Origin of the sequence: uncultured Winogradskyella sp. (assembly GCF_947496485.1) — a bacterium.
GTDB lineage: Bacteria > Bacteroidota > Bacteroidia > Flavobacteriales > Flavobacteriaceae > Winogradskyella.
This window is the reverse complement of the sequence record NZ_CANMCZ010000002.1, coordinates 251,282-273,392: the sequence shown is the minus strand read 5'-3', so window position 1 is coordinate 273,392 and position 22,111 is coordinate 251,282. Positions and strand designations below refer to the sequence as shown.

The 22,111-nt window shown below is 33.1% G+C and carries 24 protein-coding genes; 4 read left to right on the top strand and 20 right to left on the bottom strand.

Features of this window, described 5'->3' with window-relative positions; all coding sequences use genetic code 11:
• Positions 1–6 precede the first annotated feature (6 nt).
• The 7 genes from Q0822_RS09060 to Q0822_RS09030 form a co-directional block, all read right to left on the bottom strand.
• Positions 7–1,242 carry a DUF6638 family protein gene (locus Q0822_RS09060; RefSeq protein ID WP_299122740.1) on the bottom strand — a complete coding sequence of 412 codons (1,236 nt, stop codon included), beginning with the start codon at positions 1,240–1,242 and terminating at the stop codon, positions 7–9.
• On the bottom strand, positions 1,243–1,830 hold the full coding sequence (locus tag Q0822_RS09055; protein ID WP_299122738.1) for an NUDIX domain-containing protein: 588 nt from the start codon (positions 1,828–1,830) through the stop codon (positions 1,243–1,245).
• Entirely contained in the window at positions 1,830–2,237 is a 408-nt protein-coding gene (locus Q0822_RS09050; protein ID WP_299122736.1) for a hypothetical protein, read from the bottom strand. The genes Q0822_RS09055 and Q0822_RS09050 overlap by 1 nt, the downstream gene beginning before the upstream one ends.
• A 9-nt stretch (positions 2,238–2,246) precedes the next feature.
• Positions 2,247–4,202 (bottom strand): AAA family ATPase, encoded by a 1,956-nt coding sequence (locus tag Q0822_RS09045; RefSeq protein WP_299122734.1) that lies wholly within the window; start codon positions 4,200–4,202, stop codon positions 2,247–2,249.
• An 88-nt stretch (positions 4,203–4,290) separates the two neighbouring features.
• Positions 4,291–5,340, bottom strand: a complete 1,050-nt coding sequence (locus Q0822_RS09040; RefSeq protein ID WP_299122732.1) for a hypothetical protein — start codon at positions 5,338–5,340, stop codon at positions 4,291–4,293.
• Positions 5,337–5,894 carry a hypothetical protein gene (locus tag Q0822_RS09035; protein ID WP_299122730.1) on the bottom strand — a complete coding sequence of 186 codons (558 nt, stop codon included), beginning with the start codon at positions 5,892–5,894 and terminating at the stop codon, positions 5,337–5,339. The genes Q0822_RS09040 and Q0822_RS09035 overlap by 4 nt, the downstream gene beginning before the upstream one ends.
• A gap of 80 nt (positions 5,895–5,974) precedes the next feature.
• The gene (locus tag Q0822_RS09030; RefSeq protein WP_299122728.1) at positions 5,975–7,315 is read right to left on the bottom strand and encodes a microtubule-binding protein; all 1,341 of its coding nucleotides are present in this window, start codon (positions 7,313–7,315) and stop codon (positions 5,975–5,977) included.
• Positions 7,316–7,483: 168 nt separating this feature from the next.
• On the opposite strand from Q0822_RS09030, the gene Q0822_RS09025 reads away from it, so the two are divergent.
• Together Q0822_RS09025 and Q0822_RS09020 are read left to right on the top strand one after the other, a co-directional pair.
• The gene (locus Q0822_RS09025; protein WP_299122726.1) at positions 7,484–8,251 is read left to right on the top strand and encodes an MBL fold metallo-hydrolase; all 768 of its coding nucleotides are present in this window, start codon (positions 7,484–7,486) and stop codon (positions 8,249–8,251) included.
• A 203-nt stretch (positions 8,252–8,454) separates the two neighbouring features.
• Complete coding sequence (locus Q0822_RS09020) at positions 8,455–8,679, top strand: hypothetical protein (protein ID WP_299122724.1); 225 nt, start codon at positions 8,455–8,457, stop codon at positions 8,677–8,679.
• A gap of 246 nt (positions 8,680–8,925) precedes the next feature.
• On the opposite strand, the gene ettA is transcribed toward Q0822_RS09020, so the two are convergent.
• From ettA to Q0822_RS08980, 8 genes are all read right to left on the bottom strand, one after another.
• Positions 8,926–10,617: an energy-dependent translational throttle protein EttA gene (ettA, locus tag Q0822_RS09015; protein WP_299122722.1), complete on the bottom strand. Its 1,692-nt coding sequence runs from the start codon at positions 10,615–10,617 to the stop codon at positions 8,926–8,928.
• A gap of 2 nt (positions 10,618–10,619) precedes the next feature.
• Complete coding sequence (locus Q0822_RS09010) at positions 10,620–10,802, bottom strand: CAL67264 family membrane protein (RefSeq protein ID WP_299122720.1); 183 nt, start codon at positions 10,800–10,802, stop codon at positions 10,620–10,622.
• Positions 10,803–10,911: 109 nt separating this feature from the next.
• Entirely contained in the window at positions 10,912–11,628 is a 717-nt protein-coding gene (locus Q0822_RS09005) for a pirin-like bicupin family protein (protein WP_299122717.1), read from the bottom strand.
• Between the two features lie 54 nt (positions 11,629–11,682).
• The gene (locus Q0822_RS09000) at positions 11,683–12,555 is read right to left on the bottom strand and encodes a pirin family protein (protein WP_299122715.1); all 873 of its coding nucleotides are present in this window, start codon (positions 12,553–12,555) and stop codon (positions 11,683–11,685) included.
• Between the two features lie 104 nt (positions 12,556–12,659).
• The gene (locus tag Q0822_RS08995) at positions 12,660–13,097 is read right to left on the bottom strand and encodes a MarR family transcriptional regulator (RefSeq protein WP_299122714.1); all 438 of its coding nucleotides are present in this window, start codon (positions 13,095–13,097) and stop codon (positions 12,660–12,662) included.
• A gap of 1 nt (position 13,098) precedes the next feature.
• Positions 13,099–13,380 carry a GNAT family N-acetyltransferase gene (locus tag Q0822_RS08990; protein ID WP_299122712.1) on the bottom strand — a complete coding sequence of 94 codons (282 nt, stop codon included), beginning with the start codon at positions 13,378–13,380 and terminating at the stop codon, positions 13,099–13,101.
• Positions 13,381–13,382: 2 nt separating this feature from the next.
• Entirely contained in the window at positions 13,383–13,913 is a 531-nt protein-coding gene (locus tag Q0822_RS08985; RefSeq protein WP_299122710.1) for an NAD(P)H-dependent oxidoreductase, read from the bottom strand.
• 25 nt (positions 13,914–13,938) lie between these two features.
• Entirely contained in the window at positions 13,939–14,295 is a 357-nt protein-coding gene (locus Q0822_RS08980; RefSeq protein WP_299122698.1) for a DoxX family protein, read from the bottom strand.
• 167 nt (positions 14,296–14,462) lie between these two features.
• On the opposite strand from Q0822_RS08980, the gene Q0822_RS08975 reads away from it, so the two are divergent.
• Both Q0822_RS08975 and Q0822_RS08970 read left to right on the top strand, forming a co-directional pair.
• Complete coding sequence (locus Q0822_RS08975; RefSeq protein ID WP_299122695.1) at positions 14,463–16,106, top strand: carboxyl transferase domain-containing protein; 1,644 nt, start codon at positions 14,463–14,465, stop codon at positions 16,104–16,106.
• Position 16,107: 1 nt separating this feature from the next.
• A complete protein-coding gene (locus Q0822_RS08970) occupies positions 16,108–17,385 on the top strand; it encodes an MFS transporter (protein WP_299122693.1) in 1,278 nt (425 codons plus the stop codon).
• Here Q0822_RS08970 and Q0822_RS08965 read toward each other — a convergent pair.
• The 5 genes from Q0822_RS08965 to pfkA all read right to left on the bottom strand — a co-directional run bounded on the left by Q0822_RS08965 (position 17,382) and on the right by pfkA (position 22,070).
• Positions 17,382–18,719 carry a M24 family metallopeptidase gene (locus Q0822_RS08965; RefSeq protein WP_299122691.1) on the bottom strand — a complete coding sequence of 446 codons (1,338 nt, stop codon included), beginning with the start codon at positions 18,717–18,719 and terminating at the stop codon, positions 17,382–17,384. The genes Q0822_RS08970 and Q0822_RS08965 overlap by 4 nt on opposite strands.
• Positions 18,720–18,812: 93 nt before the next feature.
• The gene (locus Q0822_RS08960) at positions 18,813–18,995 is read right to left on the bottom strand and encodes a hypothetical protein (protein ID WP_299122690.1); all 183 of its coding nucleotides are present in this window, start codon (positions 18,993–18,995) and stop codon (positions 18,813–18,815) included.
• Between the two features lie 112 nt (positions 18,996–19,107).
• Positions 19,108–19,977, bottom strand: coding sequence for an N-acetylglucosamine kinase (locus Q0822_RS08955; protein WP_299122689.1), 870 nt, complete (start codon positions 19,975–19,977; stop codon positions 19,108–19,110).
• 74 nt (positions 19,978–20,051) lie between these two features.
• On the bottom strand, positions 20,052–21,053 hold the full coding sequence (gene gap / locus Q0822_RS08950; RefSeq protein WP_299122688.1) for a type I glyceraldehyde-3-phosphate dehydrogenase: 1,002 nt from the start codon (positions 21,051–21,053) through the stop codon (positions 20,052–20,054).
• A gap of 30 nt (positions 21,054–21,083) precedes the next feature.
• A complete protein-coding gene (gene pfkA, locus Q0822_RS08945) occupies positions 21,084–22,070 on the bottom strand; it encodes a 6-phosphofructokinase (protein WP_299122686.1) in 987 nt (328 codons plus the stop codon).
• Between the last annotated feature and the right edge of the window lie 41 nt (positions 22,071–22,111).

The window sequence follows — 22,111 nt, the reverse complement described above, 5'->3', positions numbered from 1 at the left end:
AAATTATCAAATATTGTTACTAATACGATCTATTACCCAATCCTTAAAAGAATCACCCCAACCTTCGTAACTCTTATAAAACTGTTCTTTATCGTACCAGTACAAGAATAAGACATCCTTTGGTGCTATGTTAATTAATAGCTTATGAATTAGATCGCGGTGTTCAGCTGATAAAGATGAATGCGGTTGATGTAGAGCAAAATAAAAGGATTGATCCACGATGTCCTCTATTTTATGAGCATTGCTTCGCTCTAATTTTTCGAGATATAGTTCTACTCCCATCACCTGCTTACGCGCTTTAATATCAATTTTATTTAAATAACTTTTAAATAAAACTTTATCATTTAATATATCCTTAATTGGATGCTCTGTCTCTTTTAAGAATTGTGCTAATTCGTACTTCTTAATTCTTTCGTAATTTGGTGTTTTTACAATATGCTCCAAATCACACTCAATAATGATGTGATCTTTTAGTTTATCTACTAATTCTGGTTGATCAATATGGTAAATCAGCACATCATGAATCGTATCTTTTATGGCTTCCTTGTAATATTCTTTGCTTTCAAAAACAACAATTGGTTTTATAAAATCTCTAAGTAAATATACACCATCGAATGCTCTCGAATAGAACGAACCTGTTGAAAAATGCAATGGATGTAATTCTAAATCTCTATCTCTTAAATCTCCATAAGATTTTGCAGAATCTAATAATTGCTGATGTATACTTTCATCTATAAAGTTATTCGCAGATTTAAATTTGTGTACAAGCTCTAATTGATCTTTTTGAATTTGTTCTAAATTATCGATTAATCGGAAAGTAATACTGACATCGTCATATTTTAAAATATCCAAAGGCTCATAAAACACATCAATATCTTGATCAAAATCAATGCAAATGGCAGAATCTCTGGTAATATCATTAATTTTTTGACCATGTGTTCTAAATACATGCTGCATCATTTCTCTATCAAAGGAGTGGAAAGGCAAATACACAGGTTTTCCTTTTTGCAATGGTGATATTATGATTCCATGAGGATTGGCATCACCATGATTAAGGTATTGTATATCCTTCTTTTCTTCTGCAACTTCTGGACTCCAACCTACTCCATCAATATAAAACGACTTGAGTTTAGTCTCTGTAAAACCAAGCGTTTTAAGGCATTTATTATAACGTTCAACTAACTTTCCACTTACCGGAATGAGTTCACTTCTATATAGATTAGCTTCTTTTAATTTATCCATTTAATCTAATAACTTATTAATCTGCACGTATTGCAAAAGCATTATCGTTTTAGCATCAATAATCTCTTCTTTCTCAATCATTTTAATAGCCTTAGAAAATGGCATTTCTAAGACTTCTATTTCTTCATCTTCACTATCTAGTCCTCCACCTTCATTAATCCTCATTGTTGTGTTATACTCTGCAATAAATAAATACATTTTTTCGGTTAATGCACCTGGTGATGTATATGCTGTTAAAACTTGTTCGGCTTCTTTTATTTTGTAACCAACTTCTTCTTTTGTCTCTCTGATTATAGTGTCTAAAGGAGTATCACTATTATCAATTGCGCCTGCACAAACTTCTATAGACATTGCTTCTTTTCTATTACTCTCGTAAATCGGCATTCTGAATTGCTGGGTTAAAATCACTGTCTGATTTTCGATATTATATAACAATATTGCAGCACCATCGCCACGGTTATAACATTCTCTTGATAGACTTTTCCATTCTTCATTTTTAAATTGATAATCATAATCAATTCTATCTAGTTTAGCCCATTCGTGAGAAAGAGTGATTCTATTTATATTTTTTAGATTTTGCGTTTTCATTAGAATATCCAACTAATCATCGTTCCAAATCCAACTATTATTGAAATTATAATCAATCCAAAAATTGTAAGACCAATGGTATTATATACATAATCTTTAGTGCTACTCTTATTTTCCTTTTTCAAATATTCTTTTCTAGAAACATAGACAGGTTCTATGTAACTATAAAAATCTTCTCCTATAAGCCAATCACCACCTTCAATACTTATAGTTGGATTTTCACTATTTTTTCGATCTTCAAAAAGTCTTATGGCTTTTAACAATTGTCTAGAAAATAACTTTAAACCATCTTCGTTCGCCTGTATATGAGGACAATCATCTTCATAAGTGAAACCAAAATATGCATCATGAGTTGATGACTTATCATTTAAATATCCAATTATATGGTCCAATTCCAATTTACTCATAAATTACTTCTATTTCCCAAACTGCTCCCGAGCCTCAGTTTCAATATTCAATTGGTTAATCCTAGCATCAACTTTACGTTTAAAGTCAGTGTCTGCTATAGTTGCAACGTTATCTAAATAACGAACGACTTCTTGTCTTCTAATATCACTAAAGTCGAGCCCTTTCATATTGGCTCTCATTAACTCTTGCAACATTCCGAATTTGGTATCGTAATCTTGTTTGAAATAAGTTTCAGGATTTTCAAACCAATCTTTTTCCAAATCAAAATCCGTTAAACGCAACGATACTGCTTTTTGAATATTACGCACATCACGAGACGAAAAGAATGGAAATATCTTCTGAATTTCTGTATATAAATGTGCATAGAACATATGTTCAGAATCTTTATACTTATTTTCAACTTTATTAAATGTATCTAAAACTCGTTCTTCTGTTGGCTTATCGACTTTATCTAAAATCTCACCTAAATTTTTTGCGACTTGCTGTGCGTCTAAATATTTATAATCCTTAGGGTTACTCATATTTATAAAATCTGGCATTGTATCTTCTAGCTTTCTCCACCATAAGTGATCCTGATCTACAAAGTCTTTTTCATTACGCGCTCCATCGATTTTAAATCGCCCTTGTACGCGTGAAATTACAGCCTTGTCTAACATTTCTGGTAAGTTGGTAAATAAACCAATAGAACTATTTCCGTAATTAACGGCATAAGCCCCTTCCGTATATCTTAAAAACACACCTATTACTTCCTTAACACCAGCAGAAACTCCTTGAGCTGTACGCTCTTGTAAATTATTTTCAGCATCATCTATTGGTGCAAAGATTAATCGTGTTGGATCTTGCAAAGGTTTCATCCACTCTACCATTTTCTCAGCAGAACCACCTTGAAACGTACTAATCAATGTGTCTGGCATTGGATGAAACAAAAATGGAATGTCTAAGTTTTCACTATGCTCTTTTAACCTGGTAGCGATAGCAGCGATCAACATACTTTTTCCTGTTCCTGGAATACCGTAACCCATAAATACTGGCATAAAACCTCCAAGCTCTTGAAATGGATTTTTCTTAGCTTCAAAATCGTAGCTTAGTATACGTTCAGTTAAACGTCTTGCAAAGTGCTTAGCATCTTTATTACCTACAATTTGCTCAAATTGAATTTTATTAAACTCAACACTCACCGCTGTACCTGCAAACACATTTTCCCAGCCCGAAACAGCAAAATCCGATTTTTCAAGTTTATAAGTTCTGTCAGTGATTGATTCGGTATATTCTAAGTTACTTTTTCGTAGTTGAATTTCATCTATTAAAGCTTCGAAATAAACCACTGTGAAGTCAATAACATCTTTGTCTGATTTTATAATATCAGGATGACCTAAATACTTATCGTAATAAAACAGTTGACATGATATTCCTTTTAATGGGGAAAAAAGTGAAACCTCAGGAATGCCTGCAAACTTTTGTTTCATCACAGACAAATCGTCTGATGCATGTGGTTTTAAATCGTGTAAGATCTTATAGGCAGAAGCAAACAACATAAATGCTGTTGCTGTATGCATCTTACTTTCGTATTCGCGTTTGCCTGAACTGTCTAGAGCAGATTTATTTTCGCTCAAACTAGATAGACCTGAAGCATCATAATAAGAATCTTTAATCCAAATTCCTAAAGTCAATCCTTCTTGAACAGCAAATAACGTCTGATTTAAATATATTGGAAGTGCAACAGACTCCGGCAACAAACGCTTTTTTAGAGCTAGTATGGTTTTAGAGACCGAAGTTACATTGACATTGCTCCCATTATTTGCTCTTGATAGGTATAATAGGATAGATTCATCTTTACCATCGTTATCCTTGTTTTTAGCACGTTGACTTTGCTCCCATTGAATAGATTTTAAATATGAAGTCGCTTCATCACGAAGCATATTGAGTTCATTTTGTTTTATGGGAAAAGTTGAATTGTGTTCCATATTGTTTTTTTTACGTCATTGCGAATAAAGTGAAGCAACCTGTTTCTATTAGAAAGATAACCATATCGCTTCGTTTCTGTTTATGACGCTACTTGTTATTAGTTTTTAATTCAGAAATTTGAATTGGTGGTATTGCCAACTTATTCATAACCTCTGGTGTTTTATTGTATAGCAATTGTATAATACGATGTGGCGCAAATACATAGCGTTGTCTAAAAATATTATCCCACTTCTGAAAAACTTGCTTATTAAAGAAACTACCTTCTTTAAATTCGCTTTTAGAGCTTAATTCATCTATTTTAAATGAAACTGCATAAGACTCTAGAGGAATCGTTTTTTTGGCAATACCATCTAAAACAGCATGCGTTACTTCGTTTTCATCTTTAGCAAATACGTTGTGTATTGGTCCTAAATCGATACGCTTTATAAGTTTGGGCAATACTTTTGGTAAACGCTTATCAATAGCATAAGCCATAGTATCTAACGCCATTTCTCTATCTGATGTATTTTTTAAAACTGTGTAGATTTCACTTTTATAATCTTGCACATTTCTACCATCATAATCAAAATACAAATAGCAAATAAAAGGTCTGTTGTGAGATACATCATAAAAACTCCAACTTACCAAATGCTCAGCAACAGAAGTATTTGGTGACGCAATAATCTTACCTTGTACAAAACGATTAAAAATATATTCCTTTTTAGCAGATGTATAATAGACAATTGAAGCGGCTTGAAAGAGTTTGCGTTTAGCTATAGGCTCTTTCTTTCTCATTAAAGTGTCTAAAAATTCTTCTTTGAGAACATCAATATTTGTTAATCTTCCTAAATAGTCTTCTCGTAATTCCAAATCATTAAATAAGTATCGGAATTCTAAATAATTTGGAAATCCAGAATCGGTTAAATCTACCTTCATATTCTCTTCATCGTCATACATATATTTTACACGCATGGCTTCAATAGAATACAGCAATAGATCGCAATATTGTTTAAACAGTAAGATTTCTTGTTTGTTAAGCAACTGCTTTTCCTGAACTGCAACAATAAGCTCTTTTAGTGTAAAGTCTATCATTTTGTGATAGAACACGTATTGTTCTTTAGAGTCTAAAGTTGCTGAATCTAATGGTGTTACAATCATCTAAGTGAATGAGATTTACTAATTATAAAATGAAACTCTCTTTCTAAATCTTGTTTCATACGTCTTACTCCTTTTCGCATAATGAAATATGGGATTCCAAACATAAATACAGCATGAACAAGCACAAAGATTGGTACAAAAACCGGAAGCTCTGAATTTTCAGAAAAAATACTACCAAAAACGATGATAAAAAAGACCAAGTAAAAGACAATCAAAGCACCAAACATAAAAATCATATAGTTATTAAAAGCATTAATTTCTGTATTAATCACCAATTTATCTCCTTGTTCTCTAAGATTACCTTTAGCTATAGCCTTTCCAAAGTTTCTCTCAAAAAAACGTCTTCGCTTTCTTATTTTAAATCCGCTATGGCTTACTAAACCCTTGAATTTATTTTCACTTGATGAAAACATTTCAAAAACACCAGAAAAGAAACTATCAATTTCGGCTTCATCAACATGATTTCGTAATGCTGAAGTAAAATCAGACTTAGAGGTATTCAACGTTGTAGAAAACGAATCAATTAGTTTTATTTTTCTTAGAAAATTTTCCATTTAAATATTCACCTGTAAAAAATCAAGTGTATAGTATAAGTTGATATATCAAATCTGAAATGTAGTTCAGCAACTAAAAATTACCCTAACAAATCATCTTCAGTAGCCTCTGGTTTTGGCTCACCAGCTGGTTCACCTCCATCAGATGGTGCATTCGGATCTGCTTTATAGTATTCGTCAAAAATCTCTTTCATATCAATACCATAGCGATCTGCAAAGTTTTTCTGAATCTCTGCATCTTTAGTTCTAATCTCACCTAAAGCTTCAGCGTAACTACCATAAACACCTTGCATTACTTTCTCATGAACAGGTATATTATCCATCATTTCCTGACGTGCTTTAGCACTTGCGGTATGCATCGCAGCTAAGGTTTCGCCTATATGTTCATCGGTCTTAACACCCAAATGCTCTAAAATGGCTGCAAACTCTTGGTCTGTACGTGCTTTTAACGCTACCACATAGCCATCATAGTATTTTAAACGTTCGTCAGTATCTGACTTTAACTTAGCTCTATGTGTTTGTAAATTACTACGCAAAGACGTTAGTACCTTAATGGTTAAATTATGCTTATGCACAAAACTATCTTTTGAAGCCGCTAAAGTTGTATACGCATTTTTCAAACCTTCTAGTTCTTCAACTTTTTGCTCTAATTGCGTTACTTTTTCTAAGGCTTCAGAATATTCGGTAGATTGTTTGTCTGCAACTTCTTCTAGTGCTTGACGTGCTTGTTTTAATAAAGCATATTGCTCTTCAAGCTTTGCCTCTACCTCTTTTTTCTTTTGAAGTGCCTTAGTATGGTTGTTACTAGCCTCAACTATTGCTGTTTTTAGACTTTCTTCAACTTCTTTAATTTCGAGCTCTCTGTCTTTTAAACGCTTAATTGCAGCTTGACTCTTAAAAGATAATTCATTTAACAACGTCTGAACATCTGCAGTTTCAATACGCTGTTGAAACATAGCTTTTGCTTTGTTATCTGAAGCATCACGCTCTTTTTGCGCATTTTGTAGTTCTACTTCTGCATCTCTTATCTTACCTTTTCTTCCCCAAAGATTATTCCACCATGTATCTGGTTTGTTTTTGGCATCTTCAAGTTCAACTTTAGCACGTTCTAATCTTTTTATGGCATCATCAATAATCTTTTGCTCAGCGGCATTTAATGCTGAAAAGCCTTCAAACATAATACCTACTTCATCTTGGTAATCTGTAAGATCTTTAATCGCATCTAGCAAGGTAGTTCTATCCTTTTCTGCCATGTCCACAACATTATCCAACGTTGCATTTAATATTTTTTGACGACTTTCTGGATCATCCTCTTGTGCCAATTTTGACTTCATTTGGTCAATGGCTTTTCCCCAGTTTACATCAACTTTTTCGGTTTTTTCGTTGGAACTTGTTTCTAATAAATCAAAATCATCAGACATATTTATAGTATTATTTGGTTGAACAATTTTCGGATAAGCAATTTCGGTAATTTTTTATGACTATAAAAACTTTACCAGCTAAATTATAAGTAGTATTTGCAATTAAAATGTTACAAGATTTTAATAATAAATACTTCTTCTATATCTTTAAAGAAAAACGCCAAGGATATGAAACTATCTAAAACCTTATTATTACTTATTATTTCTATTGTGTTTGCTTGTAAAAATGAAAAAGCAGACGAGTCAGCTTCTGTTTCTAAAGAAGAAGTAGTATCTGACCCTTCTGCAAAAATAATACCCATTACACATGGAACTTTAGTTATAGAAAATGAAGATGAAATTATTTATATTGATCCTGTAGGTGGTTTAGAGGCTTTTAAAGGACAAAAACCACCAACTTTAGTATTGATAACAGATATTCATGGTGATCATTTGAGTAACAGTACACTTGAAGCATTAAACTTAAGTGACGTAACTATAATAGCTCCAAAAGCAGTTACTGACAAAATATCAAGTACGACAAGTAAAACTATTGTTACTCTCAATAATAACGATTCTTACAAGCACAATACTATTAATATTGAAGCTATACCGATGTATAATCTCAGAAAAGAAGCATTAAAGTATCATACTAAAGGACGTGGTAATGGTTATGTGCTTACTATAAATGATCAACGCATATACATATCTGGAGATACAGAAGATATACCAGAAATGCGAAGCCTAAAGAATATCGATAAAGCATTTGTCTGTATGAATCTACCTTATACTATGACTGTAGATAGCGCAGCCAGCGCTGTTCTAGACTTTAAGCCTCAGCATGTTTATCCATATCATTATAGAGGAACCGAAGGATTAAGTGATATTGAAAGATTTAAGAAATTAGTTAATGATGGTGATTCTTCTATTAAGGTAGTACTACTTGATTGGTATTAAGTCTAGAAAATATTAAATTTTTGGTTGTTAATAAGTTTAAAATGCTACAACTAGCAGTAAAATCAATGTTTTTCGTCCTATTATTTAGTCACTTAATCGATGAAATGTTCATATGTATTTTGTAAATAATTTAAAATTAAGTATTTAACTTTAAGTTTTTTTCTATATTAGCAACTTAGAACCCAAGTCTAAACTTAAATAATATGCTTAAAACCCTACTCTCAAAGGCTATAATAGTGACAACCACTCAACTTACTATGATTTTAATAGCCGTTGCATCTATTTTTTTAGTTTTTATTCTTATTGCCATCGTTAAGATGTATAAGCTTAAGGCTGAGAACAAAAAACTAATGGAAACCAATGCTTTTAAGGATTATGAAGAATCTAATAAAGATTTTGGCAGTGGACACCTTTATGGTGATAATTAATTACTTACTATTTTATGCAAATCCAACTATTAATCTTAAATGACGTCTTAAAAACAGATTCGTCTGAAAAAATTATAAGTATATTGTCTATAGCTGTAATTACTATGACTATTTTAGTATGTATAAATTTGTTTAAAGTTTCCAAGTTAAAAGCAAAAATTAAACAGTTAGAAGGAAAATAATAAACTACATAAATTGAAAAAGCCAGCAGTTGCTGGCTTTTTTTTATTAATAAAGTTTGAACTCCTATCTCACTAATTTTCTATATTTAATACGTTTTGGCATTAAATCACCTCCAAGACGTTTCTTCTTATTTTCTTCATATTCACTAAACCCACCTTCAAAGAAATACACTTGAGAATCCCCTTCAAATGCCAAGATATGCGTACATATTCTATCCAAAAACCATCTATCATGACTAATCACCACAGCACAACCTGCAAAGTTTTCTAAACCTTCTTCTAAAGCTCGTAATGTATTAACATCTAAATCATTAGTAGGCTCATCTAAAAGTAATACATTACCCTCTTCTTTAAGTGTCATAGCTAAGTGCAAGCGGTTACGTTCACCACCAGAAAGCAATTTTACTTTTTTATTTTGTTCACTTCCCGAAAAGTTGAAACGACTTAAATAGGCTCTAGAATTTACCTGTCGTCCTCCCATCATAATTAACTCTTGCTCATCACTAAAGTTTTGCCAAATAGATTTTTCGGAATCAATATTAGAGTGCTTTTGATCTACATAAGCAATTTTTGCAGTTTCTCCCACTTTAAACTCGCCTTTGTCTGGAGTTTCTTCACCCATTATCATCCTAAAAATTGTGGTTTTACCAGCCCCATTAGGACCAATAACACCTACAATACCAGCTTGAGGAAGGTTAAAATTTAAATCGTCATACAAAAGCTTGTCATCATACCCTTTAGCAACTCCAATAGCTTCAATAACATTAGTTCCTAAACGTGGACCGTTTGGTATATAAATCTCTAATTTTTCATCGAGTTGCTTTTGATCTTGACTCATTAATTTATCGTAGTTCTTCAAACGAGCTTTTTGCTTTGTTTGACGACCTTTTGCTCCTTGTCGTACCCAGTCAAGCTCTCGTTCTAAAGTCTTTTGACGCTTAGATGCTACTTTGCTTTCTTGAGCCATACGTTTAGATTTCTGATCTAACCAAGACGAATAATTGCCTTTCCACGGTATACCTTCACCTCTATCAAGTTCTAAAATCCAACCAGCAACATTATCTAGGAAATATCTATCGTGTGTTACAGCAATAACCGTTCCCTTATATTGTGCTAAGTGATGCTCTAACCAGTGCACAGATTCTGCATCTAAGTGGTTAGTTGGCTCATCTAATAATAATACATCAGGCTCTTGTAATAATAAACGGCATAATGCGACACGACGTCGCTCTCCACCAGATAGAACACCAATCTTTTTTTCGCTATCTGGTGTGCGCAATGCATCCATAGCTATTTCTAGTTTAGTATCTAGTTCCCATGCATTTGCTGCGTCAATTTGATCTTGCAGCTCAGCTTGGCGATTCATTAGCTTTTCCATCTTATCTGGATTGCTGTAGACTTCCTCCAACCCAAACTGATCATTAATACTGTTATACTCATCGAGAATTGCAACCGTTTCAGCAGCACCTTCTCGTACAACTTCCATTACTGTTTTGTTGTCATCTAATTGTGGTTCTTGCTCTAAATAACCTACAGTATAACCTGGCTTAAAAACCACATCACCTTGATAATTCTTATCAACACCTGCAATAATCTTTAATAAAGTTGACTTACCAGAACCGTTAAGACCCAAGATTCCAATTTTAGCTCCATAAAAGAAACTTAAATAAATATTCTTTAAAACTGGTGTATTAGCTGATTGGAATGTCTTAGTAACACCAGACATTGAAAATATAATTTGTTTATCGTCGCTCATAATTAAACACGTCCTTTTAATGCGTTAAACACCCAAGCTATACAGAAAAAGCCACCACCTACAGCAGCAAATCCCCAACCAGCTACATCATCATACCTAAAGGCACCTAATGCAATTAATGCCAATCCAACAATAATCATAATTGTGGTAGCCCATGCCAGCACTGTATTTTTATTCATCGCCATAATCTTAATCTTATTTTTTTGATAGTTAGTTGAATTACAAATATCGTGAAATAAACCAAAAAAAGCATCCTAAATTAGGATGCTTTTCCGCTATTAACCAATTATAGTTTTAGCTCATAGGAACTTCAACAATAACCAATTCTGAATTATCATTAGATTTTATTTGAACCTTTTCTGTTTCATAAACACCAATAGCGTCTCTTATAGAAAGTGTATTACCATCAACATCTACATTTCCTTCAACAACAAAAATGTAAAGTCCATTGTTGTCAGATTTTAAATCTATATCCAATAACTTATCTAAATCTAAATTTGTTCTGTATATATATGCTTGTTGACTTATGGGTAAAGCATCACCTTGTAATTTATGTTTTGGTGCGACAACAGCTTGAAGTTGATTTTTTCTACCCTCAACAGAAAACTTACGTTGTTCATAATTAGGTTTTACACTCTTTTCTTCAGGTATAATCCATAGTTGTAGAAAATTAACCTCATTAGTCATGCTATCATTAAATTCAGAATGTGTTAAACCTGTACCAGCACTCATTACTTGGACTTCATCAACTTCAATGGCACGTTTATTCCCCATACTATCCTTATGGGATAAAGCGCCTTTTAAGGGAATTGAAATAATTTCCATATTCTGGTGAGGGTGTGTGCCAAATCCCATTTTCGGCTGTACAAGGTCATCATTTAATACTCTCAACATACCAAAATTCATTCGCTCCGGATCTTGGTAACTAGCAAAACTAAACGTATGGTATGATTTTAACCAGCCATGATCTGCATAGCCTCTTGTATTTGATTTATGAATTATTGTTTTCATAGCTTTATTTTTTTAAAAATTAGATTCCTGCCTTTTCAGGAATGACAAAGAAATTTAATTCGCAGGAAGAAATCCCATTTTACCCATTTGGTAATCTCGCATAGCTTCCATAATTTCTGTTTGATTATTCATTACATAAGGCCCATAAGTCGCCACAGGTTCATTAAATGGCTCTCCAGATAAAAACAGTAACAAACTATTCGCTTCAGCTTCTATTGAAAAGCCTTCACCATCTTGATGAAATTGAATGATTTGATTTTTATCTAACTCCAAGCCTGTGTTTCCATTTACTTTAACCTTACCTTTCAATAAATAAAGCATTCCTTGCTGTGAATTAGAATACTTAATCGTTTGAGTTCCTTCTACTTTTGCATCAATAATTAAGGTATTTACTGCAGTTTGAGTAGTAATTCTTCCATAAGTCTCATTGAATTCACCAGCTATCACTCTAGTTTCAACTTTACCATCGTCAGACGTAACAACTCTAAAATCTTCATGTTTGGCATGCTGATAATTGGCCTGCATCATTTTCTTTTCAGCCGGAAGATTTAACCATAGCTGAATCCCTTCAATAACACCACCTTTTTTAACGAGCTCTTTTGTCGGTCCTTCAGCATGAATAATACCTCGCCCAGCTGTTGTCCATTGCACATCTCCAGCCTTTACAATACTTTCATTACCCAAAGAATCGCGATGTAGTTGTTCGCCTTGGACAAGAAAAGTCACTGGTTCAAAACCTCTATGTGGATGTGGACCTAAATCAAAAGGATTATTTTTTTCATTAATTTTATACGGTCCGTAATGATGTAATAGAATAAATGGATCTACGATTTCTATTTGTTGTGTAGGTAATGGTTGACGCAACCTAATTGGCCCCATATTAACGAAATCGCTTCGTCCTACACTTTTTATTGTGTTTAGTTTCATTTTTATTGTGTTTTTAGTTTCCATGGAAACTATTTAATTAAAAAAATGCGTTGAATTACATATGAGATAGTAAAACTAGTTCAGTATAAAAAACTTAAAATTTGTCAACGCATTTTGTCAAGCAGATTACTTAACTGCTCAGCTTCTCTTTCATCTAGATTCTTTAATAAATCTTTATTTAGGTTATTTGGAATAGATTCTAGTAAATCTTTTCCAGATTCTGTGATAACGATTTTAACAACGCGTCTGTCATGCGCTGATGGTATACGCTCAATATAGTTTTTAGCACAAAGCTTATCCATTAAACGCGTAGCATTTGGCGAGCGCTCTAACATTCTATCTTTAATAGTTTGTACTTTCAATGGTTCGCCTGCCCCACGTAAAATTCTTAATATGTTATACTGCTGTGGTGAAATGCCATAATCTTTAAAAAATTCGTTCTGACAACTCGTAATCCAATTAGCCGTATAAATAACATTGAGCAATGCTTTTACTCTATTGTTTGGAAATGTTGAATTGATATCTTTTGCTAAATCACCCATATTAAAATCTTACGTCATTGTATTCACTTCGCTTTTTAAAAACTGCATTTGCAAAAGGGCACAATGGCATAATTTTTATATTGTTCTCCCTCGCATAGTTAACTGCAGCTTCCACTAACTTATAGCCTAAACCTTGACCTTTAAGGGACATATCAACTTCGGTATGATCAATTATTATTTTGTCAGACCCAGCATGACTATAGCTCATTAAGCCAAGTTTCTTTTCATCTAATTCATAAAAGAATTCTCCTTTCTTTTCATTATCAATTTGCTGTATCTTCATAATTACAAACTTTCTTGAAACTGTTTTACCTCTTCTAGTAATTCTTTATTTAACTTATCATTAGTAATTTCTCCATCTGAAAAATTATCGTAGAATGATGGTAAAGAAAATTTACCAACAATATTTGCATCATGTCTTGGAAAACGATCAGAAGCCATCTCTAAAACTGAAGCTCCCCCTCTTCCACCTGGCGACGAAGCCATTAACAACATTGGTTTACCTAAAAATGTTTTTCCTTCTACACGAGATGCCCAATCAAATATATTTTTGAAAGCTCCTGAGTATGCACCATTATATTCTGCTAAAGAAATTATAATACCATCTGAGTTTTTGAGATGATTTACAAATTCTACTGCCTCCTTTGGAAAACCCAATTCATTCTCTCTTTCAGGACTGTAGATTGGCATTTCAAAATCATTTAGATCTAAGATAGTTGTATTGACATTATCTAACAATTGCGATGCATATGTTGCCAATTGTTTGTTAATTGATGTACTGCTAATACTTCCTGCAAATGTTATAATCTTTTTCATTAGTTTAAGTTATTAAGTCAATTATCTATTTATTAATTCTTCTGTAGAATATATATGACACCAATAATAATATTATAGCCACAAGAGCACCCATTTGTTCACCATCACTAATCATATAATGTGCGAAAAACGCTAGAATAAAGGCAAAGAAAAAACCAGAGTAAGCCCACTCCTTTAGACTTCTCAATCCTGGCAACCATAAAACTAGTATTCCAATAAGTTTAATAATTCCATATGGATAAATTAAATATGTAGGATATCCAAAACTTGTAAAGGCTTCTTTAATTGTTTCGTGGTTAAAGAAATATTGACTTACTGAAAATATCATTAGTAATGTCAATAAACCAGTTGCTATATAATATATTATTCTGTCTCGCTTCATATTGAGTACATTTTGTTTTTAAATATTAAACAAATTTATTAAAAAAATATTTATTTTCCAAGGAATATATTTCCATGTAATACATTTTTAACAGTTCATTTAGAAATTAGCTTGAACACTTAATACAATGTTTTGTAAATTCGTGCAAAACAATTCTGTATTAATTAATGGATATCAAATTCAACAAAAACGAAGATCATAATAAACTTCTACTCTCAGACCTTAAAAAAAGGCTAACTAAAGTAAAACTTGGTGGTGGTCAAAAAAGTATTGACAAACACCATAGCAAAGGAAAAATGACAGCTCGTGAGCGTATTGATTATCTGTTAGATGCCAAAGCTAAGTCTATAGAAATTGGTGCTTTTGCTGGTGAAGGTATGTATGAGCAGTATGGTGGCTGTCCATCTGGTGGAGTTGTTGTAAAGATTGGGCATATTAAAGGAAAGCAATGTATTGTTGTTGCCAACGATGCTACTGTAAAGGCTGGGGCCTGGTTCCCAATAACTGGAAAAAAGAATTTAAGAGCTCAGGAAATTGCCATAGAAAATAGATTACCAATAATATATTTAGTCGATAGTGCTGGTGTTTTTCTACCTATGCAGGATGAAATCTTTCCTGATAAAGAACATTTTGGACGCATATTTCGCAACAATGCTGTGATGAGCAGTATGGGAATTACCCAAATTGCCGCAGTTATGGGCAGTTGCGTTGCTGGTGGCGCTTATTTACCAATTATGAGTGATGAAGCTCTAATAGTAGATAAAACAGGAAGTATTTTTTTAGCTGGAAGCTACCTAGTAAAAGCAGCTATTGGTGAAACTATTGACAATGAAACTCTTGGTGGAGCTACAACACATTGCGAAATCTCTGGTGTAACAGATTATAAAGCAAAGGATGACAAGGATGCTTTGGACAAAATAAAAAACATTGTTGATAAGATTGGTGATTACGATAAAGCAGGCTATAACAGAGCCAAGGCTTCTAAACCCAAAGAAAACCCTGAAGATATCTATGGTATTCTGCCAAAAAGTAGAGCTGACCAATACGACATGAAAGAGATTATTAAGCGTTTGGTAGATAACTCTGAATTTGATGAATATAAAGAAGGTTATGGCAAAACCATAATTACAGCTTACGCACGTATTGACGGTTGGGCTGTTGGGATTGTTGCAAATCAACGTCAGTTAGTAAAAACAAAAGGCTCAAAAACTAAATCTGCAGAAATGCAGTTTGGTGGTGTGATTTATAATGATTCAGCTGATAAAGCAACTCGATTTATTGCGAACTGTAATCAGAAAAAAATACCTCTAGTCTTCTTACAAGATGTCACTGGTTTTATGGTTGGAAGCAAATCTGAGCATTCTGGTATTATAAAAGATGGAGCAAAAATGGTAAATGCTGTTAGCAATTCTGTAGTACCAAAATTCACAATTATATTAGGAAATAGTTATGGCGCCGGAAATTATGCCATGTGTGGTAAAGCTTATGACCCAAGATTAATTGTTGCTTGGCCTAGTGCAGAACTAGCTGTAATGAGTGGAAATTCAGCTGCAAAAGTGTTATTACAAATAGAGACCGCTTCATTAAAGAAAAGAGGCGAAACCATTACTAAAGAAAAAGAAGAAGAACTATTTAGTAAAATAAAAAATAGATACGACAACCAAGTATCACCATATTATGCAGCATCCCGTATTTGGACAGATGGCGTTATTGATCCATTAGATACCAGAACATGGATAAGCATGGGTATTGAAGCAGCTAACCACGCTCCTATTGAAAAACCATTTAATTTAGGCGTGTTGCAGGTATAATATGCAACAACAAACAACTAAAAAACAGCCTTTATATGTTATAATATTATTGATATTAGCAGCAGAGGCTGTTTTTATCTTACCCTTTGTTTTACAACGTATTTTTAGAACAACATTTCTAGAATCTTTTTCCATTACTGATACGCAAATAGGAAGTTGTTTTGCGGCTTACGGAACAGTTGCATTAATATCCTACCTTTTTGGAGGACCGCTGGCAGACAAGTTTAAACCAAATATATTAATGTCTGTTGCTCTAATTCTAACAGCATTTGGCGGTTTCTATTTAGCTACATACCCTTCCCTTTCTAACTTATATATCCTTTATGGATTTTGGGGTTTTACAACTATATTCTTGTTTTGGGCAGCCATGATAAAAGCCACCAGAATTTGGGGAGGTAAAAATAAACAAGGTATTGCCTTTGGCTTTTTAGATGGTGGTCGTGGTTTAGTAGCAGCACTTTTCGGATCTGCAGGTGTTCTTATTTTCTCACTATTTATTAACAAAAACATAGAGCTAACTTCGATTGAAGAACGACGTATAGCATTTAAAGAAGTCATATACTACACCTCAATTGCAGTTATGATTATCGGCTTTATCGTTTTTTTCTTTTTGAGATTTAATGAATCTGAAAAATTAGGTTCTGAGAATAAAGCAAAATTATTGACCATTGACAATTTTAAAATCGTCATGAAATTTAAAGCCGTTTGGCTACTCATGATTATTATTCTGTGCGCCTATTATGGTTATAAAATGACTGATCTCTTCAGCAAATATGCAGAAGAAGTGATGGGTTATAACAAAATTGAAGCTGCAAAAGTTGGTACTTACCTATTGTACATGCGACCAGTAATAGGTGTTACAATTGGTTTATTGGCTGATAGAACAAAGGCTTCTCTTTGGATTGTGATAGGCTTCTTGCTAATGACTATAACAAGTCTCATTTTTTACTTAGGAATTACTGATGATACTACTACACTTTTATTTATTCTATCTATAGGCTCTATGGCTTTAGGTGTTTATTCAGCTAGAGTCCTCTATTTTGCTACACTTGAAGAAGCCAAAATACCATTAGCTGTCACAGGAACTGCGGTTGGTTTTATCTCTATAGTTGGTTATACACCAGATATTTTCGCTGGATTATTAATGGGTTATTTTTTAGATGCCAATGAAGGTGCTATAGGTCTGCAACATGCATTTGGTGTAATGAGTTTATTTACTCTAGCTGGTTTGATAGCTTCATTTCTGTTTTACAGACATTCAAAAAGTAACATAAATTAATTGCCTTGATGCTCTTTAACTCTAGGAATAGTTAATAATTTAGTCTGTCTTCCATTAACATATCTAAATCCATCCTTTCCCCAAAAACCTGCTTCTTCTAACATTATTCTAATATCTCTTTTCCATGCTGGAATGGTAACCGTTGTATTAAGTTCTATAGCATAAACAGTATTTTCGTGTAATGGATAGTCACCTGTTACTGGCACTCCACCTTGTGAATCCCACATACCCAATGTTGTTCCAGAAGAATGCCCATAAGTACCTAATGGATGTGTATAAATTGCTGGTCTTAAAGTTTCAGATTTACCTTGCTCTAAAGATTGTTTTAAAACTTGATTACCAGTTTTCCCTGTTTCAAAATTATTGGTGAAAATATCTTGAACACGATTTCCATCTTTAAGTGCATCAACTAAATATTTTGGAGGTTTAGTCTCGTTTGGCTTAAGAACATAAGCGAGCTCCTGACAATCTGTATTTAATCTTAAATATGTGATTCCAAAATCGCAATGCAACAAATCGCCTGGAAGGATAACCATATCCTCAGGTCTATTTGAAAAAGCATATAAATGATTCCCCAATTCTTCTGCGGTTCTTTGTACATCAACCGTTGGATGGAACCAAGTTTCTAGTCCCAAAGCTGTTACTTTGTCTCTCATCCACCACTCTACATCTGTTGTAGTTGTAATACCAGCTGTGATTACATTCTCTGAAAAAGCTTCAGCGATGATATCGTGAGTAATATCAACCAATTGATTGTAAATCACCATTTCTGTATCTGTTCTTGTTTCAATCCAGCCAATTGCTAATTGCTCGGCTGATTTCACTTTAGACTCATACTGTTTTGGCAAATAAGACATAAATGCTTCGTAGTCAGTTTTTACTAAACCATCACAAATATTGAAGAAATCAGAATAATTAAGTCCAATAGAATCCGGATTTCTTTCTTCTATAATCTGTATCAAACGCTTCCACTGATTGGGCTCCTTTTCCTTATTCCAAGCAGATACAATATTTTTACCAAAATTATATCTAGCTACCGCTAGTTTTTCAATCGTATTTTTTTCTTTATTTCTGTAAAATACAAGAATTGTTCTACGTCTTGCATTTAACCAAGTTGCTGGCAGCATAGTTTTTAAAACCGGATCCTCATTGTATTCTCTAGAAATTAGAATCCACATATCGAAACCTGTATCATCCATTAGTTTTGGTAGTAGATTATTGAACCTGTCCTCTAAAATACTATCAACTACTTCAGCACGTTGACGTTCTGAAAGTATTCGCTGTGCTTGTAGTTGAAAATTGGCAATTAATAAAAGAATAATAATCTGTTTCATAATGGTATTAATTAGTGTTACTAAAGTACCTAATAATAAGCTATAAAAAAAGAGCGCTTATTGCGCTCTTTAATATTGTATATAGTTTGAAACTTAGTGTGTTAAACCTTCACGCTTAGCCTTCTTTTCTTCTCTAACTTCTTTGAAACGCTCAATAGCAGATCCGAATACCCAGTAAGGGATTACGAAAGTTAAAAGGAATATCATTAACCAAAACCCAATAGTTAATATGGTTAAAAATGCTAAAAATCCTAAATACTGATCAAATTCGAACATAATGGTGTTTCATTTTAATTTCTAGTGCAAAGATATAACCAATTAATAAGTTTTACAAGAGCCTAAATGAGATTTATTAACAGGAAATAAACACAGACTTATTAACTTCTTTTTATTGTTTTAAATTTTTTATATGGTAATCCATCAAACCTTCAATAGGACGCCTCACAAAATTTCCTACTTTGAATCCATATTCTTTTGCAACTTCCTTTATTTCATCTTGCGAAAAATATGCTATTGATCCTGCAAAGTGGACCGGAATACCTGTTTGCAATTCCTCTTTAAATTGAAGAATCATATGTTCAGTAAACTTTCGTAATCCTTTCTTAATTAAATCTTTAATATAATCTGAGTCTTTATTTAAAAACATAAACTCAGCAAAATTTGCCAAATAAGCATTTGGGTTTGGTTGCTTATAGAGGTTATATTTTATGAAATCTGCATCTACATTATATTTATGGTCAAACGCTAACTTTAATGTGTGTGGCATTATATCGAAATAATAATCGCGTATTAGTTCTTTACCATAATAATTTCCACTTGCCTCATCCATTAATGTATAACCAAGGCTTAGTACACGTTGATGTAATTGTTTACCATCAAAATAACTACAATTAGAACCTGTACCTAATATACAGACTACTGCAGCTTCATCATTAGAATTTATTGTTGCTCTTACAGCCGCCATAGTGTCTTCTTGAACATCAACGTTTGCTTTGGGAAATATAATCTCCAATATTTCTTTTAGTGTAGCTCTTGGTTTTTCCGTACCACAACCAGCACCATAAAAAAACACATGAGTTACATCATTACTCATTGCTATAAGTTCATCACTTTTCCTTATTATTTTGTTAAGCTTTTTTTCGCTCAAAATAGCAGGATTTAAACCTTTGGTTCTTATTTTATCAGCAGTTTGTTTACCGTTTTTATCGATTGCAATCCAATCGCATTTTGTAGAACCGCCATCTGTAATTAAAATCATAATGACCAAAATTAAAAATTCCGTAGGTATGACTAATTCATAATCCTACGGAATTTTAGAATTAATACTAGTTACTATAAGCTATTGACTTTTTGTGCTAAGTCAACCATTTTATTTGAATAACCAAATTCATTATCGTACCAAGAGACTAACTTAAAGAAAGTAGAATTAAGTTCGATAGAAGCATCTGCATCAAAGACACTAGTTCTTTCTTCACTTACAAAATCTTGAGATACCACAGCATCTTCTGTATAGCCTAAAACACCCTTCATAGAACCATCTGCTGCAGCTTTCATTGCGGCTTTAATATCTTCTAGAGAAGTACTCGACTTTGTTTTTACAGTTAAATCTACTACTGAGACATCTGCAGTAGGCACTCTAAATGCCATACCAGTTAATTTTCCGTCTAATTCTGGAATTACTTTACCTACAGCTTTTGCTGCACCAGTTGTAGATGGAATAATATTTACAATGGCACTACGACCTAATCTATAGTTTTTACGTGATGGAGCATCCACCGTAAATTGTGTTGAAGTAGAAGCGTGAATTGTTGTCATTAAAGCTTCTTCAATTCCAAAATTATCTTCAATCACTTTAGCTAAAGGTGCTAAACAATTTGTTGTACAAGATGCATTAGATACAATGGTATGGTTGGAGGTTAATTCATTATCATTAACACCCATTACAAACATTGGTGCATCTTTACTAGGTGCAGAAATTACTACTTTTTTAGCTCCACCATCAATGTGATATTGTGCCGTTTCTAAAGTTGTAAAAATACCAGTACATTCTGCAACAACATCAGCGCCTGCCTCATCCCACTTTAAGTTTTTAGGATCTTTTTCTGCAGTAATTCTAATTGTTTTTCCGTCAACAACTAAATGCCCATCTTTTACCTCTACTGTACCATCAAATCTTCCGTGAACAGAATCATATTTTAAAAGATATGCAAGATGATCAACATCTAACAAATCATTAATTGCGACAACATCCACATCACTGCGCTTTACTGTTGCTCTAAATACTATTCTTCCTATTCTACCGAATCCGTTGATTCCTAATTTTAAATTTGACATATCTACTATTAATTAATTTTTTATTTGTTATTAAATTGACATTATATCTGAAACTCTAAGAAGTTCCATATTTATTTTTGATTTTCCCTTTACTGCTTGGTCAAATGGTGTTAAATCAATGATATCATTCTTTAAACCAACCATAAAATTACTTTTTCCTGTAATTAAACTTTCTACTGCTTTAACTCCCATTCTACTGGCCAAAACCCTATCAAAACAAGAAGGTGAACCACCTCTTTGCATATGTCCTAAAACAGATACACGTACTTCATACTCTGACATATTTACATCGACATAATCTTTAAGCTCAAAGACATTTTTACCAATCTTATCACCTTCGGCAACAATGACGATACTAGAAGATTTACCTGTTTTTTTACTTCGTCTTAAAGAATCTAATAATCGGTCTAAACCTAAATCTTCCTCAGGTATTAAAATTTCTTCTGCACCAGCCCCAATACCCACATTTAGTGCAATATGACCAACATCACGCCCCATAACTTCTATAAAAAACAAACGATTATGAGAACTTGCTGTGTCTCTAATCTTATCTATAACTTCTACAACTGTATTTAATGCTGTATCGTAACCTAAGGTATGAGTGGTTCCAAAAATATCGTTATCAATAGTTCCAGGAATGCCCATTACCGGAAAATCGTATTCTTGGTTAAAAATCATAGCGCCTGTAAAACTACCATCACCACCAATAACTACAAAAGCATCTATTTCTGCCTTTTTTAGTTGCTCGTATGCTTTTGCTCTACCCTCTTTGGTTCTAAATTCTTTAGATCTAGCAGATTTTAATATAGTACCGCCTTTATTAATAATGCCCTTTACGCTACGAGCATCCATTTTAACAAAATCACCGTCGATCATTCCTTCGTATCCTCTGTAAATACCGTAACATTCCAAATTATGAAATGCACATGCTCTTACTACAGATCTGACAGCTGCATTCATTCCTGGAGAATCACCACCAGAAGTCATAACACCTATTTTATTTATTGTATGTAGCATTATTAAAATAATATTTTTAGTAAAATTAATAAACAATAGAT

Excerpts from the sequence above, each read along its gene's own strand:
- Q0822_RS08995 (WP_299122714.1), bottom strand. The coding sequence starts at position 13,097 with ATGGGTGATTTAGCAAAAGATATCAATTCAACATTTCCAAACAATAGA.
- ettA (WP_299122722.1), bottom strand. The coding sequence starts at position 10,617 with ATGAGCGACGATAAACAAATTATATTTTCAATGTCTGGTGTTACTAAG.
- Q0822_RS09060 (WP_299122740.1), bottom strand. The coding sequence starts at position 1,242 with ATGGATAAATTAAAAGAAGCTAATCTATATAGAAGTGAACTCATTCCG.
- Q0822_RS09025 (WP_299122726.1), top strand. The coding sequence starts at position 7,484 with ATGAAACTATCTAAAACCTTATTATTACTTATTATTTCTATTGTGTTT.
- pfkA (WP_299122686.1), bottom strand. The coding sequence starts at position 22,070 with ATGCTACATACAATAAATAAAATAGGTGTTATGACTTCTGGTGGTGAT.
- Q0822_RS09035 (WP_299122730.1), bottom strand. The coding sequence starts at position 5,894 with ATGGAAAATTTTCTAAGAAAAATAAAACTAATTGATTCGTTTTCTACA.
- Q0822_RS09055 (WP_299122738.1), bottom strand. The coding sequence starts at position 1,830 with ATGAAAACGCAAAATCTAAAAAATATAAATAGAATCACTCTTTCTCAC.
- Q0822_RS09040 (WP_299122732.1), bottom strand. The coding sequence starts at position 5,340 with ATGATTGTAACACCATTAGATTCAGCAACTTTAGACTCTAAAGAACAA.
- Q0822_RS09010 (WP_299122720.1), bottom strand. The coding sequence starts at position 10,802 with ATGGCGATGAATAAAAATACAGTGCTGGCATGGGCTACCACAATTATG.
- Q0822_RS08980 (WP_299122698.1), bottom strand. The coding sequence starts at position 14,295 with ATGAAGCGAGACAGAATAATATATTATATAGCAACTGGTTTATTGACA.
- Q0822_RS09005 (WP_299122717.1), bottom strand. The coding sequence starts at position 11,628 with ATGAAAACAATAATTCATAAATCAAATACAAGAGGCTATGCAGATCAT.
- Q0822_RS08985 (WP_299122710.1), bottom strand. The coding sequence starts at position 13,913 with ATGAAAAAGATTATAACATTTGCAGGAAGTATTAGCAGTACATCAATT.
- Q0822_RS09020 (WP_299122724.1), top strand. The coding sequence starts at position 8,455 with ATGCTTAAAACCCTACTCTCAAAGGCTATAATAGTGACAACCACTCAA.
- gap (WP_299122688.1), bottom strand. The coding sequence starts at position 21,053 with ATGTCAAATTTAAAATTAGGAATCAACGGATTCGGTAGAATAGGAAGA.
- Q0822_RS09030 (WP_299122728.1), bottom strand. The coding sequence starts at position 7,315 with ATGTCTGATGATTTTGATTTATTAGAAACAAGTTCCAACGAAAAAACC.
- Q0822_RS08965 (WP_299122691.1), bottom strand. The coding sequence starts at position 18,719 with ATGAAACAGATTATTATTCTTTTATTAATTGCCAATTTTCAACTACAA.
- Q0822_RS08975 (WP_299122695.1), top strand. The coding sequence starts at position 14,463 with ATGGATATCAAATTCAACAAAAACGAAGATCATAATAAACTTCTACTC.
- Q0822_RS08960 (WP_299122690.1), bottom strand. The coding sequence starts at position 18,995 with ATGTTCGAATTTGATCAGTATTTAGGATTTTTAGCATTTTTAACCATA.
- Q0822_RS08990 (WP_299122712.1), bottom strand. The coding sequence starts at position 13,380 with ATGAAGATACAGCAAATTGATAATGAAAAGAAAGGAGAATTCTTTTAT.
- Q0822_RS09000 (WP_299122715.1), bottom strand. The coding sequence starts at position 12,555 with ATGAAACTAAACACAATAAAAAGTGTAGGACGAAGCGATTTCGTTAAT.
- Q0822_RS09050 (WP_299122736.1), bottom strand. The coding sequence starts at position 2,237 with ATGAGTAAATTGGAATTGGACCATATAATTGGATATTTAAATGATAAG.
- Q0822_RS08955 (WP_299122689.1), bottom strand. The coding sequence starts at position 19,977 with ATGATTTTAATTACAGATGGCGGTTCTACAAAATGCGATTGGATTGCA.
- Q0822_RS08970 (WP_299122693.1), top strand. The coding sequence starts at position 16,108 with ATGCAACAACAAACAACTAAAAAACAGCCTTTATATGTTATAATATTA.
- Q0822_RS09045 (WP_299122734.1), bottom strand. The coding sequence starts at position 4,202 with ATGGAACACAATTCAACTTTTCCCATAAAACAAAATGAACTCAATATG.